This window comes from Ideonella sp. (assembly GCF_035254525.1).
Lineage (GTDB): Bacteria > Pseudomonadota > Gammaproteobacteria > Burkholderiales > Burkholderiaceae_C > Ideonella.
In genome coordinates, this window is the sequence record NZ_DATFAN010000061.1 from 96,497 (window position 1) to 111,308 (window position 14,812).

General features: G+C 71.8%; 12 protein-coding genes. 3 read left to right on the forward strand and 9 right to left on the reverse strand.

The genetic code is table 11. The features are described 5' to 3' along the window. The first annotated feature begins 76 nt into the window (after nucleotides 1–76). Both VJ693_RS05900 and VJ693_RS05905 read left to right on the forward strand, forming a co-directional pair. Nucleotides 77–1,969: a sigma-54-dependent Fis family transcriptional regulator gene (locus tag VJ693_RS05900; RefSeq protein ID WP_324152580.1), complete on the forward strand. Its 1,893-nt coding sequence runs from the start codon at nucleotides 77–79 to the stop codon at nucleotides 1,967–1,969. Nucleotides 1,970–2,114: 145 nt separating this feature from the next. Next, nucleotides 2,115–3,272, forward strand: coding sequence for a VCBS repeat-containing protein (locus VJ693_RS05905; RefSeq protein ID WP_324152581.1), 1,158 nt, complete (start codon nucleotides 2,115–2,117; stop codon nucleotides 3,270–3,272). Here VJ693_RS05905 and VJ693_RS05910 read toward each other — a convergent pair. From VJ693_RS05910 to VJ693_RS05935, 6 genes are all read right to left on the reverse strand, one after another. Continuing rightward, nucleotides 3,256–3,984, reverse strand: a complete 729-nt coding sequence (locus VJ693_RS05910; protein WP_324152582.1) for an ABC transporter ATP-binding protein — start codon at nucleotides 3,982–3,984, stop codon at nucleotides 3,256–3,258. The two genes, VJ693_RS05905 and VJ693_RS05910, sit on opposite strands and share 17 nt — an antisense overlap. A gap of 1 nt (nucleotide 3,985) precedes the next feature. Next, nucleotides 3,986–5,179, reverse strand: coding sequence for an ABC transporter permease (locus VJ693_RS05915; protein WP_324152583.1), 1,194 nt, complete (start codon nucleotides 5,177–5,179; stop codon nucleotides 3,986–3,988). Nucleotides 5,180–5,195: 16 nt separating this feature from the next. Then, nucleotides 5,196–6,356: an efflux RND transporter periplasmic adaptor subunit gene (locus VJ693_RS05920; RefSeq protein WP_324152584.1), complete on the reverse strand. Its 1,161-nt coding sequence runs from the start codon at nucleotides 6,354–6,356 to the stop codon at nucleotides 5,196–5,198. Nucleotides 6,357–6,420: 64 nt separating this feature from the next. Continuing rightward, nucleotides 6,421–8,508 carry an ATP-binding protein gene (locus tag VJ693_RS05925; RefSeq protein WP_324152585.1) on the reverse strand — a complete coding sequence of 696 codons (2,088 nt, stop codon included), beginning with the start codon at nucleotides 8,506–8,508 and terminating at the stop codon, nucleotides 6,421–6,423. Further along, nucleotides 8,505–9,104 (reverse strand): YfiR family protein, encoded by a 600-nt coding sequence (locus tag VJ693_RS05930; protein ID WP_324152586.1) that lies wholly within the window; start codon nucleotides 9,102–9,104, stop codon nucleotides 8,505–8,507. The genes VJ693_RS05925 and VJ693_RS05930 overlap by 4 nt, the downstream gene beginning before the upstream one ends. A gap of 17 nt (nucleotides 9,105–9,121) precedes the next feature. Further along, on the reverse strand, nucleotides 9,122–11,026 hold the full coding sequence (locus VJ693_RS05935; RefSeq protein WP_324152587.1) for a TonB-dependent receptor: 1,905 nt from the start codon (nucleotides 11,024–11,026) through the stop codon (nucleotides 9,122–9,124). A 164-nt stretch (nucleotides 11,027–11,190) separates the two neighbouring features. Here VJ693_RS05935 and VJ693_RS05940 point away from each other — a divergent pair, with 164 nt between their 5' ends. After that, nucleotides 11,191–13,146 carry a hypothetical protein gene (locus VJ693_RS05940; protein WP_324152588.1) on the forward strand — a complete coding sequence of 652 codons (1,956 nt, stop codon included), beginning with the start codon at nucleotides 11,191–11,193 and terminating at the stop codon, nucleotides 13,144–13,146. 27 nt (nucleotides 13,147–13,173) lie between these two features. Here the strand turns inward: VJ693_RS05940 and VJ693_RS05945 are convergent, their stop codons facing one another. The 3 genes from VJ693_RS05945 to VJ693_RS05955 form a co-directional block, all read right to left on the reverse strand. After that, a complete protein-coding gene (locus tag VJ693_RS05945; RefSeq protein ID WP_324152589.1) occupies nucleotides 13,174–14,142 on the reverse strand; it encodes a tripartite tricarboxylate transporter substrate binding protein in 969 nt (322 codons plus the stop codon). Then, on the reverse strand, nucleotides 14,139–14,555 hold the full coding sequence (locus tag VJ693_RS05950; RefSeq protein WP_324152590.1) for an AtuA-related protein: 417 nt from the start codon (nucleotides 14,553–14,555) through the stop codon (nucleotides 14,139–14,141). Before VJ693_RS05950 ends, VJ693_RS05945 begins: the two co-directional genes overlap by 4 nt. Further along, on the reverse strand, nucleotides 14,552–14,812 hold a 261-nt coding region (locus VJ693_RS05955), incomplete at its 5' end, for an acyclic terpene utilization AtuA family protein (protein ID WP_422653704.1). The genes VJ693_RS05950 and VJ693_RS05955, both read right to left, overlap by 4 nt.

Consider the following 14,812-nt stretch of genomic DNA (forward strand, 5'->3'; position numbering starts at 1 on the left):
TTGCAGCGGCGCGGGCCGGCTGCTACCGTCGGCCGCGACCTGCGGGCACCGACCCGCGGGGCACGAGGAGACGGTGATGAGCCTCAGCGACGATCGCCAGTCGGCGTACAGCCGGGCCCTGCAGGCGCGTGGCGGCAGGCTGCCGCCCGGCGGCATGCCGGGCCCCGAGATCCTCGACAGCTGGCTGCGCTGCATGCAGGCCGGGCTGGACAGCCGCGGTGCCGCGCCGATCGCGGTGGTCGACGCCGCCGATCTTGCGCGCCGCCGCGAGCGCGCCGAGGTGACGCGCCGCCTCGCCCAGGCCGAGCTCGAGACCCTGGCCCAGCAGATCGCCGGCTCGAACTTCCTGCTCGCCTTCGCCGACCGCGACGGCGTGATCCTCGACCTGTTCTGCGACAACCGCTTCTCGATGAGCGGGTCGGATGCCGACATCCTGCCCGGCAGCTGCTGGCGCGAGGCCCTGTGCGGCACCAACGGCCTGGGCACCGCGCTGGCCACCGGCCAGTCGGTGGCCGTGACGGGGCTCGAGCACTATTTCCTGCACCTGGGTGACCTGTCGTGCACCGCGACGCCGGTGCGCGATGCGCACGGCGCGGTCGTCGGCGTGCTCGATGCCTCGTCGTACTTCGAATCGCGCCAGCGCCACACCCAGGCCCTGGTGCGCATGGCCGCGACCAACATGGAGAACGGCCTGTTCATCCACCAGATGCGCTCGCGCTTCGTGCTTGCCATCCACCCGCGGCCCGAGTTCCTCGGCACGCTGAGCGCCGGCCTGCTGGCCTTCGACGACGAGGGCCGGCTGGTCGCGCTGAACGACGGCGGCCGCCAGCTGCTGCAGGGCTCCACCGGCGTGCCCGGCGCGTCGTTCGAGGAGTTGTTCGGCGAGCCCTTCGAGCCGGTGCTTGCGCGGCTGCGCCGCAACGGCGAGCTGCGCCTGCGCGATGCGTTCGGCAGCTCGCTGGTGGCCACCTGCGTCAGCCGGCCCGCCGAGCGCCGGGTGGCCGGCCCGGTGGCGGCGCGCCCGGCGCGCGCCGCGGCCATCCCGCCGCCGCCGCAGACGGCGCCCGAGATGGTGGCCGACGACCCGGCGGTGGCCGAGGCGCTGCACCTCGTCGAGGCGGCGGTGCGCATCGGCGCGCCGATCCTGATCCAGGGCGAGACCGGCAGCGGCAAGGAGATGCTCGCGCGCCACGCCCACCGCGCCAGCGGCCGCGAAGGCCCGTTCGTCGCCGTCAATTGCGGCGCCTTGCCCGACGAGCTGTTCGAGGCCGAGCTGTTCGGCTACGCCGGCGGCGCCTTCACCGGCGCGCGGCGCGAAGGCAGCGCCGGCCTGATCGCCAGCGCCGACGGCGGCACGCTGCTGCTGGACGAAGTGCGCGAGATGCCGCTGCACCTGCAGGCCGCGCTGCTGCGCTTTCTCGACGACCAGCTCGTGCGGCCGGTGGGCGGCACCGCTGCGCGCCGCGTCGAGGTGCAGGTGCTGGCCGCGACCAACACCGACCTGGCCGACGAGGTGGCGGCCCGGCGCTTCCGCGCCGACCTGCTGTACCGGCTGAACACCGTCTGCGTCGCGCTGCCGCCGCTGCGCCAGCGGCGTGATTTCGCCGCCGCGGCGCGCCACCTGCTCGCCGCGCTGGACCGCCACGCGACGCTCACCGACGAGGCGATCGAACGCCTGGCGCAGCACACCTGGCCCGGCAACTTCCGCGAGCTGCGCTCCGTGCTGACCCGCGCGCTGCTGGCCGGCGCGGACGCGCGCACCCCCAGCCGCCTGGAGCGCCACCATATCGACCGCCTGCTGCCGCCTCCGCACGAGGCGCCCGCCGGCGCCTCGGCCCTGCGCCTGGGCGCCGCCGAGACGGTGCGGCGCGAGTACGAGCGCACCGGCGGCAACGTGAGCCAGACCTCGCGCAACCTCGGCATCTCGCGCACCACCGTCTACCGCCACCTGCGCGCCACGCCCCTTTGACGGAGCGCAAGAAACCGTCAGCAGACCCCGCGCCTTAGGGGGAGCGCACCAGACCTTGATCTGGCGCCGGGTCGGCACCACCCCGTCCCCCTAGATTGCCAGGCACCGGGCCGCAGTTGGCCGCCGGGCAACTAGGGGGATGGTGATGAGACGATTCGCAATGCAGGCCGCCGGCCTGGTGCTGGCGCTGGCCGGCGCGGCGGCACAGGCGCAATACAACGCCCAGTTCATCGAGACATCGAAGGCCTGGGGATCGATGGTCGCCGACTTCAACGGCGACGGGCACGACGACTTCCTGATCAGCGGGCACGACACCGACGACCGCCTCTGGTACTGGAGCCCGACGGGTTATGTGCCCTCGGCGCAGGTGCTCGAATGGGTCGACCGCCACGCTTGCAGCGCAGCGGATTTCAACCAGGATGGCCGGCTCGACTTCTACTGCACCGTCGGCGCCGACCGGGGCACCGACGTGGGCTTCAACGAGCTGTGGCTGCAGGACGCGGCCGGCGTCTTCCACAAGAGCACCGACCACGGCGCGGCGGATCCGTACGGGCGGGGCCGCCTGCCGATCGCCTTCGACATGAACCACGACGGCTACCCCGACCTCTACGTCACCAACGAGGCGACGCTGCGGTCGGACGGCCAGATCAACATCAACCACGTCTTCATCAACCAGGGCGGCACGGGCTTCGTCGAGCTGCCGACACTGGCGACGGGGGCGCGCGGCTTTCAGTGCGTGGCCAAGGGCGACATCGACCAGGACGGCTGGGACGACCTGGTGGTGTGCAACGGCAGCAAGCCGGGGCACATCTACCGCAACAACCGGGCCGGCGACTTCGTCGAGGTGGCGTCCCCGGCGATCGGCGCCAACTGGCGCGATGCCAAGCTGGCCGACATGAACCACGACGGCCGCGACGACCTGATCGTGCTGACCGGCACGAACGACCTGCAGATCTGGCTCAACAGCGGGACCGGTGTGTTCTTCGACAACGCGCCGGCCTACTCGAGCCACATCGTGGTGACCGGCAAGTCGCTGACCGTGGGCGACTTCAACGCCGACGGGCTGCCCGACGTCTATGTGACGCTGCAGAAGGCCGATTGCCAGACGACCACGCGGCACGACATCGCGCCGGATCTCGTCTTCCAGGGGCGCGCCACCGGCACCTGGGTCAAGTTCAAGCAGCCGCAGGACTACGACGGCTGCGGCCACCAGGCCGCGACCATGGACGGCTCGCGGGTTCTGCTGATGAACGGTGGCGTCAGTTACCCGGGGCCGAACTACGCCATCAAGTGGGTGAACTGAGGTCGCGCCCGACGGCCTGGGCGACGAGCCCGGGCTGCCGTGAGAGGTGGCCGTCGTCCAGGTGGTAGACGGTATCGAAGCCCTCGATCATGCGGTGATCGTGCGTCACGGTGATCACCGCCGAGTGCCGCTCGCGGGCGATCTTGCGCAGCATGGCCATCACCTTGCTGCCGCGCTCGGTGTCCAGCGCCGCGGTCGGCTCGTCGGCCAGGATCAATGGCGGCTCATTGGCCAGCGCGCGGCCGATGGCCACGCGCTGCTGCTCGCCGCCCGAGAGGTTCGCCGGCAGCGCATCGGCGCGGTGCGCGATTTCGAGGTAACCCAGCAGGTCTTTCGCGCGGCGTGCGGCCTCTCGCCGGCCGATGCCGTTCAACTGCATCATCAGCGCGACGTTCTCCTGCGCGGTGAGAAACGGGATCAGGTTGTGCTGCTGGAAGATGAAGCCGATGTGGCGGCGGCGGAATGCGCGCTCGTCGACGCCCGTCCAGCCGTTGTCGTAGACGGTCTGCCCATCGATCACGATGCGCCCGCTGCTCGGCTCGAGGATCAGGCTGATCGACAGCAGCAGCGTGCTCTTGCCCGAGCCGCTGGGCCCCAGCAGCGCGGCCAGCTCACCCTCCTGCACGCTGAACGAACAGGGCTTGAGCGCCTGCACGGCCAGCTCGCCGCTGCCGAAGGTCTTGGAGACGTTCTCGACCTCGACAACTGGCATCTCAGCCCCCGAGCGCGAGCTGCGGCGGCGTGCGCAGCGCATGCCAGATCGCCATCAGGCTGGCGAGCGCGCCGCCGACCAGCATCACCGCGAAAGTGGCCGCCGTTTCCTGCGGCAGGAAGGCCAGCGTGCGCGGGAAACCCGGAGCGATCGCCTCGCGCAGGCCATAGGCCAATGCGAAGCTCGCCAGCGTCAGCGCCATCGACTGCTCCATGATCAGCCGCACGATGATCCAGTTCGGAGCGCCGATCAGCTTCAACGTCGCGATCGACCGGATCTTCTCGATGGTCAGCACGTAGATGATCAACGCGATGATCACGATGGACACGATCACCAGCAGCGCGCGAAACAGGCCCAGCACCGCCGACATCTTGCTCAGCCGGCCTTCGAGCATCAGGCTGCGCTCTTCCTGTGAGCTGTAGACGTTGAAGTACAGCCAATCGCGGATGTGCCGTGCAACCTGGGCGCCGTCGGCCCCCGGGGTGAGCCTGACCAGCACGGCGTTCACCGTGTCGCCGGTCGTGGCGAGCAGCGGCAGCAGCCGGCTCGCCTGCTCGGCCGAATAGCCGGCGCGCGCGAGCCGGGCCAGGTTGGCGGCGCGCGCAGCGGTCAGCGCCCGGTTGTCCTGCTGGAACTGCACCTCCTGCGCGTCGGGCAGCGACAGGTAGACGAGCGGGTTGCCGCCCGAATCCACGGCGCCCTGCGTGATGCCCACCACCGTATAGGCATGGGTGCCGAAGGTGACCCGCTCGCCGAGCGCAAGCCCCAGCTTTCGGTCGGCCACCAGCTCGTAGTGCGGTGCGGCGATCGTGCGCCCGCGCACCAGGCGGCCGGGCCCGCCCAGGCCGCCGAAGACCTCGTGGCCGATCACCGTGAACTGCTGGCTGCGCCCGCCCACCTCGCGCTGCGCGGCGTAGATCACCAGCGGCGAGGCCTGCGCCACCCCGGGCGTGGCGGCCACGCTCTTGGCGCTGTCCAGCGGGATGCGCGAACTCTCGTTGAAGGGCCCGCCGCGCCCGCGCTCGACCACCCACAGGTCGGTCGCCGTGTTGTCGATCAGCCAGACGCCGTCTGCGATGTTGCCTTGGTAGATGCCGTTCATCACCAGCACGATCGCCAGCAGCATCGCGACGCCGGCGATCGTGGCGACGAACTTGCCGACGTGGCGCCGGATGTCCTTGAGCGCGAGGTCCATGGCCCCGTGCGCCGGTTCAGCGGCCCGCCGTGGCGAGCGGCTTCACCCGCACCCCGGCCCTCACGCCATCGGCCTGGGCGACGAAGCGCTCGCCCGCCGCCAGCCCCTCGGCCAGCAGCACGCGCGGCCCGTCGCTCACGCCGGTGCGCACCGGGCGGAAGGTGGTGCGGCCATCTTCGACCACCAGGACCCCCACGCGGCCCTCGCGATTGCGCGTCAGCGCCGACAGCGGCACGGTGATGCCGGCCGCCTCGCCGACACCGATCGCGACCTCGGCCTCCTGGTCGATCGCGAAGCGCGCCGGCGGTGCGTCGAAGGCCACGTCCACCTCCAGCTCGCGCGTGGCGGCGTCGGACTGGTGCGCGATGCGCGCCACCTTGCCCGGCAGCGTGTCGCCGGTGCGAAGGCGAATGCTCGCCGGCTGACCTACGCGCACGCGGCCGACGACCGATTCGTCGACGCGCACGGCGACCCACAGCGTGGCCGGGTCGACCAGCTTGAACAAGGCGGTGCCCGGCACCACCGTGCTGCCCACCTCGACCAGCCGCGCAACCACCACGGCATCCATCGGCGCCGCCAGGCGGGCGAACGAGAGCTGTGTGTCCGCGTAGCGCCGCTCATGCACCAGCGCCTGCGCGTCGGCCTCGCGTGCAGCCTGGGTGGCGCGCGCGGCGTCGAGATTGGCCTGCGCGGCGCGCAGCGCGGCTTCGGAGGCTTCCAGCACGGCCGGCGAGACGAAGCCGGTCTGCAGCAACTCGGCATCGCGCCGCTGCCTGCTGCGCGCCAGCTCGAGCTCGGCCTGGGCGCGGGCACTGCCGGCGCGCGCGGCCTCGAGGTTGCGGGCCAGCGCGAGCTGCTGGCCGTCGACCACCCCGCGCCGCGCGCTCAGGTCGCGGTCGTCGAGCACGGCCAGGGCCTGGCCTTGACTCACCGCATCGCCCACGTCGGCGCCGAGTTGTCGCACGCTGGCCGTGATGCGCGAGCTCAGCGTGACTGGAACGCGGGCCTGAACCGTTCCGGGCCCGACCACGCGCTCGCTCACCCGGCCAGCCGCGGCCTCGGCAACGGCCAACGCGGTGGCGCGACCGAAGCGCTGGTAGGCCACGCCGGCCAGGGCCAACACGACCAGCGCAGTGACCAGCCCCGCGACATATACCTTGGGGGGTTTGATGCGCATCCCCCATCCTAGGGGCCGCCCACCTGTCGGGCGTTGACATCGAGCAAGCTCGACGGCGCCGCGCTCAGCTTGGCGGTTTCTCGCTCAGCGCCATCCGGCGGTGCGTGGCCAACGCCAGCGCGCCGTCCAGCGCCTCGTCCAGCGCGCGCAGATCGACCGGCTTGGTGAGGTAGCGGTAGAAGCCGGCCGCCAGGCCCTTGCTCACGGCGTCGGGCATCGCGTTGGCGCTGATGGCGATCACCGGGATGTGGGCGGTGCGGGGGTCCCCGCGCAGGATGGCCTGGGCGGCGCCGCCGCTGAGCACCGGCATGTTGTTGTCCATCAGGATCACGTCGGGCTGGCGGCTGCGGGCCAGCTCGATGCCGCGCTGGCCGTTGGGGGCGGAGATCAGGCGCACGCCGGTGCGCGCCGCCAGCGCGGCCTGGATCAGCGCCAGGCTGGCCGGGTTGTCCTCGACGCAGAGCACGGTGGCGACCCGCTGGGCCTGGTCGCCGCCGGCGCCATCGCCGGCACTCGTCGTGTCGGGTGCCGGTGCGGGGGCTTCTGCCGCTGCCACGTCGGCGCCGGCATCGGCCGCGTCGAGCTGCCGCAGGTCGATCCAGAACAGGCTGCCGGCGCCGGGCGTGCTGGACACGCCCAGCTCCCCGCCCATCAGCTCGACGAGATGGCGCGTCACGACCAGGCCGATGCCGGTGCCCTCGCGCGAGCTCGTCTCCTGGCCCAGGCGGTTGAAGGGCTGGAACAGCGACTGCAGCTGCTCCGGCAGCATGCCGATGCCGGTGTCCTGCACCGACACGCGCAGGCGCCCGTCGGGCAGGCGCGCGCAGCCGACCACGACGGTGCCGCCGTCGCGGTTGTACTTGACCGCGTTCGACAGCAGGTTCAGCAGCACCTGCTTGAGCCGGGTTCGGTCGGCGTTCACGATGGCATCGACCGGCGGCGGGAAGATCAGGCGGACGTCGCGCCGCTGCGCCTGCGGCTCGGTCATGGTCTGGCATTCGGCCAGCACCTCGGCCAGGCGCACGCCCTCGAGCGACAGGGTCAGCTTGCCGGCCTCGATCTGCGCGAGGTTGAGCACGTCGTTGATCAGGCTGAGCAGATGGTGCCCGGCACTGACGATGTGGTCGACGAACGCCTGCCCGCGGCCGGAGGCGAGCGTGGCCGCGTCCGCGCCGGCCAGCAGCTGGCCGAAGCCGATGATCGCGTTCAGCGGCGTGCGCAGCTCGTGGCTCATGCTGGCCAGGAACTCCGACTTGGCGCGGTTGGCCGCCTCGGCCGAGGCCGTGGCCAGCGCGAGCTCGCCGTTCGAGCGCTCCAGCTCGGCGGTGCGCTCGCGCACCCGCTGCTCGAGCCCCTCGTTCAGGCGCATCACCTCCTGCTGGGCGATGCGCCGCTCGTCGACCTCGCGCGCCTTCTCGTGGTTGGAGGTTTCCAGCGCTTCGGTGCGGCGCTGGATCTCGCCCATCATCGCGTTGAAGGTGGCGACCAGCGCGCCAAGCTCGTCGTTGCCGCGCTGCGGGTCGACCCGGCGTGAATAGTCCTGCCGCTCGACCACCTCGCGCGCGGCGTCGCCGATGGCCAGGATGGGCTGCAGCACGATCTGCCGCAGCCAGGACGACACCAGCGCCGCGACCAGCATCGCCACCGCGGCGGCCACCAGCGCGATGCCGGCATAACTGAGCAGGCGGTCGAACAGCTCGTAGTCGGCCCGCAGGTAGATCGTGCCGAGGATCTGGCCGTGATCGACGATGCGCCGGTAGGCGACGAGGCTGCGGCCCTGCACCGCCACGCCGTCGGCATCGGGCAGGCTGGGGAAGCCGGCGCGCTCGCCTTCGGCCTGGTAGTTGGCGAACAGCACGCCGCGCGCGTTGTAGACGGCCGCGGCGCGCACCTTGGGCTGGAAGCGCAGCACGGCGAGGTTGTCGCGCGCCACGCGGGCATCGTCGAAGGCCAGCGCCGGCGCGGTGGTGCGCGCGAGCAGCTCGGCCTGGGCGCCCACGTCGCCGACCCAGCCCCGGTGGTAGGCGCGCAGGTCGTAGGCGATCATCGCGCCCAGCGCCACCACCACCGCGACCAGCGTCGTCAGCAGCATCACGCCGAGCAGCTTGCGCCGCAGCGAGCCGCCGAACAGCCATGCGGCCGGGGCCATCATGACGAGGGCCTCCCGCCGGCCACCTGGCGGGCCACGCCGAGCAGGCGCGCGCTGACCTTCAGGCTGCTGCGCTCGGCCGCCGCCAGCGAGACGTCGAACTTCACCTTGTCGTCGACGATCACGAAGTTGACGACCGCGCCGGCCTCGGCGGGCATGTCCGACTCGGTCACGGTCAGGATGGGCCGGTCCTTCACCGCAGCCAGCGCCGCGGCCAGGCGCGCGGCCGGGCCCCGGGCGACGAAGAGGATGTGCAGGCCCTCGAGCGAATCCCCCGGGCCGACCCGGCGCACGCTGATCGGCCGGCCATGGACGAGCAGCCCGCCGGCGGCGGCCGCCACCTCGTCGGCCACCGCCGCCGGTGCCCACACGCCGATGCTGAAGGGCGCCTCGGGGCTGGCGAAGGCCGCGGGCGGCCACTCGATGTAGTTGCCGAACTTGCACACGAACGCGGCCTTGATGCGGTACTCGGCCTGCGTGTCCTGGGCCCAGGCCTGCTCGGCCGCCAGGCTCGCGAGCAGCGCCAGCGCGGCCAGCAGGTACCAACCGGGCCAGGCGGGCCACCGGGCCGGTGCGCGCCGCATCGAGGTGAGGGTCATGCGCAAAGCCTCATGCGTCAGAAGCGCAGCAGCGCGTTGGCGAACAGCGCGCGGCCAAACTCGGTGCGCGTCGCCAGGTCGCCGAATTCGCCGTGGCTGCCGGCCAGGTTCCGCCCGACCAGCGCAAGCTCGAGGGCGGGCGTGGCGCGCCAGCCCAGGCGCAGGTCGAGCGCGGTGTAGGCCGGCACGGCGGGAGAGGTCAGCTTCGACACGTGCCGCAGCATCAGGTCGAACTCGACCCGCTCGCCCAGATCGAGCGCCGAGCGCAGCATCCACGACGATGCGGGGCTGGCCCCCTCGGTGGCGGCCACGGTCATCGGGTCGTTGCTGCCCGGCTTGAGCCGCAGGTCCTGCCACAGGCGGCTGTAGCCGGCGTGCAGCCGCCAGTTCGGCAGGGCCTGCAGGCTGCCCCACAGCTCGAGGCCGCTGGTGCGGCCCTCCATGCCATTGGCCACGATGGCGGAGGTGAAACCGGGGTCGTACTGGACGGTGCGCAGGTGGTCGTAACTCGCGCGGTGGGCGGTGACCGACAGCGAGGTCGCCGCGGTCGGCTGCCCGCGGTAGCCCAGCTCGGCCACGTTCGCCACCTCGGATTCGAAGCCCGGCCCGCCGTGCAGCAAATACGGCGGCTGGCCCGGCACGAAGAACTCGCGGTCCAGCCGCGAGGGCGCGCGCACGGTGCGCGAGGCGGCGGCCCACAGCAGGTGCTGCGGCGCCAGCTTCCAGGCCAGGCGCGCGGTCGGCAGGAACTCGACGCCGGTGTAGTCGTTGCGCTCGGCGCGCGCGCCCAGCGTCAGGTGCAACTCGTCGCCGAGCGTGATCTCGTCCTGGGCGAACAAGCTGGCCCAGTTCTGGCGGCGATTCGGCGGCAGGAAGGCGAGATACGGGCTGTTGTCCACCCGGTCCCACGCGGTGCGGTATTGCACGCCCCACACCGGTGCGTGGCGGCCGATGGCGCCGGGCGCGTGCTGGAACTGCACATCGAGCGTGTCCAGCGTGTCGCCGTAGATCGGCACCGCCGTGCGCTCGTTGTGATCGACATAGGCCTGCAGCTGGAACGAGGCGCCGTCATCCAGCCGGCGCTCCCACAGGCCCAGCACGTGGGCGCCCGAGACGGTGAGGGGCCCGTAGACGATCCCGCCGGAGGCGGGCGCCGGCTGCTCGTGCCGGCCCCGGTAGGCATCGCCGCGCAGCATCAGGCGGTCGCGCCCGCGGGTGGCATCGGCCCGAAAGCCCGCCTGGGTGTGGTGCCCGGCGTCGTCGATGCGCATGCCGGCGGCCGTCTCGGTGTCTTGCTGGTCGCTGCGCTTCGCGTAGACGCGCCAGGCCACGCCGCCGTCGGTGACGGCTGCATGGCGTGCACTGGCGCGCGACTCGCTTTCGCCCACGCTGGCGGCCACCAGGCTGCCCTGGCTCGATGCCGCGTCCTGCGTGATGACGTTGATCACGCCGTTGACCGCGTTGACGCCCCACAGCGTGCTGCCCGGTCCGCTGATGACTTCGATGCGGTCCACGCTCTCGAGCATCACGTCCTGCACGTCCCAGAACACGCCCGAGTACAGCGGCGTGTAGACCGAGCGGCCGTCGATCAGCACCAGCATCTTGTTGGCCGAATTGCCGGCGAAGCCGCGCGCGGTGACGACATAGCCGCTGGCGCTGGAGCGCGCCACCTGCAGGTTCGGCGCCAGGCGCAGCGCCTCCGGCAGGCTGGTGACGCCCGAACGGCGGATGTCGTCGGCGGTGATGACGTAGACCGAGGTGGGCGCGTCGGACAGGCGCTCGGCGCGGCGGGACACCGAGGTGATCTCGATGTTGCTCAGCTCTTCGAGGCTCAGGTCGCCCAGCCGCGGCTGCGCGAACGCAGGCGCTGCACTGCACAGCGCTGCCGCTGCCCAACAGCACCAACGCGTCGAAGCGCGCATCTGCCGTTCCCCTGAATTTATTGGCTAGATACTACGACGCGGGTCGGCCATCTGTACAAGCGAGAGACCATGGTGGCGCACATGGTTTCTTGCCACCCGTGGGTGCGCCCCAGGTTTGCCAACGACGCGCGGCACGGCGCACACTGCCCCCTGCGGAGGCTGTGATGACCGTGCTGTTCGTGGTTCGTCGGTGTCTGCTCGCCCTGGGCGTGACCGTGGCCGCGGTGTTGCCCGTCGCGCCCACGCCAGCCCGGGCCGCCGGGGGCGAAGCCGCTCGCTTCGTCGAGCTCGAGCGGGCGCTCGGGCCGGTGCGGGCGCTGGCGATCACGGCCGACCATGTCTACGCCGGCGTCGGCCGGCGGCTGCAGGTCTATGCCATCGAGGGCGGCAAGCCCCCGGCGCTGGTCAGCGAGGGCCCGTCGGAATCCGACGACATCACCGATCTCGAGGTAGGGGGCGGCCGCCTGTACCTTGCCGCTGGCCAGGCCGGGCTGCGCATCTACGACATTGCCACCGACCCGCAGCGCCCGGTGCTGCTGGGCTCCTACTCGGCGCCCGGCTTCCGCCCGCGCAGCCTCACGACCGACGGCCAGACGCTCTACGCCGCGTCGGGCAAGGCGGGGATCCATGTGCTGGATGTGCGGGACGCGGGTACGCCCACGCTGCTGTCGGTGTTCGAGGAGCCTGGCGTGTCGTACCTGAGCCTGCGGCTGGGCGCGGCCAGCCGGCTCTGCGCGGCGGCGAGCGACGGGCTGTTCCTGGTGCTGGACGCGGCGGACCCCCGCGCCCTGCGGCGCCTGGGCGCCACCCGCCTGCCCGCCAACGGCCGGCAGATCGCCTTGCAGGGCGCGCTGGCGTTCGTGGCGGCCGGCGCGGCGGGGCTGCGGATCGTCGACGTGGCGGATCCCACGCGCCCGGCCGAACTCGGCCATTCCGTCAAGGCGGTGAAGGAGGACGCGGTCGGCGTGGCCCTGAACGGCAGCCTGGCCTATGTGGCCGACCGGGGCATCGAGAGCGGCGAGTCGCACTACCGCAAGGGCGGGCTGCGTGTGATCGACGTGAGCGACCCGGCCAACCCGCTGCAGCTGGCCAACCTGGCGGGCGACCTGGTCGCCGTCGACACGGTCGGTGACCAGGCCATCACCGGCACCTACCGGATCAACCGGGAAAGCTCGATCGACCGGGTGGACATCTCGCAGCCCACGGCGCCCAGGCGCCTGGCCTCGGTCAACGTGCCGATCCCGGCGTCACAGGCGCTGCACGCCATGGGCCGCAGCGCCTACGTGGCCGACCGCGCGTTCAACCGCCTGCGCCTGGCCGACCCGCAGGCACCGCACCTGGCCTGGAGCCTCGCACTGCCCGATTTCGACCAGGACAGCTACGCCGCGCAACGCGAGTTCGTCTTCGCGCCGGGCCGCGCCTATGTCAACACCCAGTCCACCGGCGTGGTGATCATCGATCTGGCGGACCTGAAGCGTCCGCAGATCGTCGGCACCATCCTGCCCGGCGCCGGGCCGCTCGCCGCCACCGGCCACCACGTCGTCCTGAAGCCCTTCAGCGGCCCGGCACGCATCTACGACGTGCAGGTGCCCTCGGCGCCGCAATGGGTGGGCAACCTGCCAGGCTCGGATTTCGTCACCCTGGCGCGCATCGCCGGGCTGCATCTCTATGCCGTGGACAACTACCAGCACCTGCTGCTGGTGTACGACATCACCGACCCCGCGGCGCCCGTGCTGGCGAACCAGATCCCGATCGGCGAGGCCTTCGCGCTCGACACCGAAGGCCAGCGCCTGTACCTGGGCCTGCGGGGGGCGTTCGACACGCGCCGGCTTCAGGTGTATACGCTCGCCAACGCGCCCCTCGTGGCGCTGCGCGGCGAGGTGGAGGTAGATCGTTATGTAAGCACCATGGCCGCCTGCGACCGCATCGTCTACTTCGCCAAGCCGGTGCGGCCGGGTGGCGGCGCGGTGGCGGTGGATGCCACCGATGCCACGGCGCCGTTCGTGTCGGCACGGCACGAGCTGGCAAGCGAGTTTGCCGTCGGCATTGCCTGCCTGCCGCAAGGCACGGTGGCGCTCAATGTGCTGGAGGGCGTGCTGCTGCTGGGCTACGAGCGCTGAGCGCGCAGCCTGGCCGGCCCGGCGGGCTTACTCCGGCTCGATACCCGCCGCCTTGATCACCTTGCCCCACTTCTGCGATTCGTCGATCTGGAACTTGGCCAGGCCCTCGGGCGTGGTGGTGAAGGGCTCCGAGCCGCCGGATTCGAAGAAGGCCTTGGCGGCCGGGCTCGCGGTGCCCGCCACCAGCAGATCGTGCAGCCGGCTGACGACCGCCGGCGGCGTGTTGGCCGGCAGGTAGGCGGCGAACCAGTAGCTCATCTCGTAGCCCTTCACGCCGGCCTCGCTGATGGTCGGCACGCCAGGCAGCAGTGCCAGCGGCTTGGTCGAGGTGACACCCAGCGCGCGCAACTTGCCGCCCTTGATCTGCGGCACGCCGGTGGCCGTGTCGGGCACCATCATGTCGAGCTGGCCGCCCAGCAGATCGGTGATCGCCAGCGGGTTGCTCTTGTAGGGCACGTGCAGCATCTGGATGCCGGCCATCTGCGTGAACAGCTCGCCCGCCACGCGGCTGGAGGCGCTGCCGCTGCCGAAGGTCAGCTTGCCCGGTGTCTTCTTCGCCGCGGCCAGCAGCTCGCCCAGCGTCTTGTAGGGCGAGTTCACGTTGACCACCAGCACCTGGTAGCCCTTGGCCAGCGCGGTGACGGGGGCGAAATCCTTCACCGGGTCGTAGCCGATCTTCTTGTACAGGTGCTCGTTGGCCGCGTGCGTGGTGTTGGTGGAGATGAGCACCGTGTAGCCATCCGGCGCGGCGCGGGCCACGGCCTGGGCGGCCAGCATGCCGCTGGCACCCGCCTTGTTGTCCACGACCACCGGCTGCTTGGTCTCGGCGGTGATCGATTGGCCCAGCGCGCGGGCGAGCGAATCGGTGGCGCTGCCGGCGGCGAAGGGCACAACGAAGGTGATGGGCCTGGCGGGGTAGGCATCGGCCGCGTGCGCCACGCCGGCCCAGGGCAGGGCGGCGAGCAGGGCGGCGATGGCGGTGCGGCGGGTGGTCATGGTGGGTTGTCTCCGTGGGGTGAATCGAAATCGGCAGGTGCAGCCGGTGGCCAGGCGACGAGTTGCGGCACCAGCCCGGCCGGCACGCGCAAGGGCAGGTCCAGCAGCAGGTAGCTCAGCGCCTTGCCGTGGCTGTCGAGGTTCAGCGCATCGTTCACGCCACCATCCAGCACATCATCGAGCACGAAGTTCATCGCATGCAGGTTGGGCAGCAAGTGGCGCGTGACGCGGGTGGGCGTGCGGTGGGCGAACTGGCGGGCGACCACGCTTTCGGTGATCTGCTCCACCAGCAGCGGCCAGAGGGCCGGCGCCCAGGCGATCACGCTGATGTTCGAGCGGTCGCCCTTGTCGCCGGTGCGGCCGTGGGCGGCGTGGTGCAGCGGCACGGTGATGAAGCCGGGGGTCGTCGTCATGCCGAGGCCTCCTCGACGAAACGAAAGCGCGTGGGCACTGCCTCGCGCGGCACCAGGCACGACACGGTGCCCAGCCGCGCGCGCAGGCCGGTGCGCACGCCGCCGCCGCCGGCCGGGCCGCAGGTGTAGAGAGCAGTCACTTCGCGCGTCAGGCGCTCGGCCACGGCGCGCTCGGTGTGGTTCAGCGCCACGCGCAGGCGCACGTCGCGAGCGTCGCCTTCGGGCTGCGTTGCCAGCCAGCGGCCGGCATCGTCGGC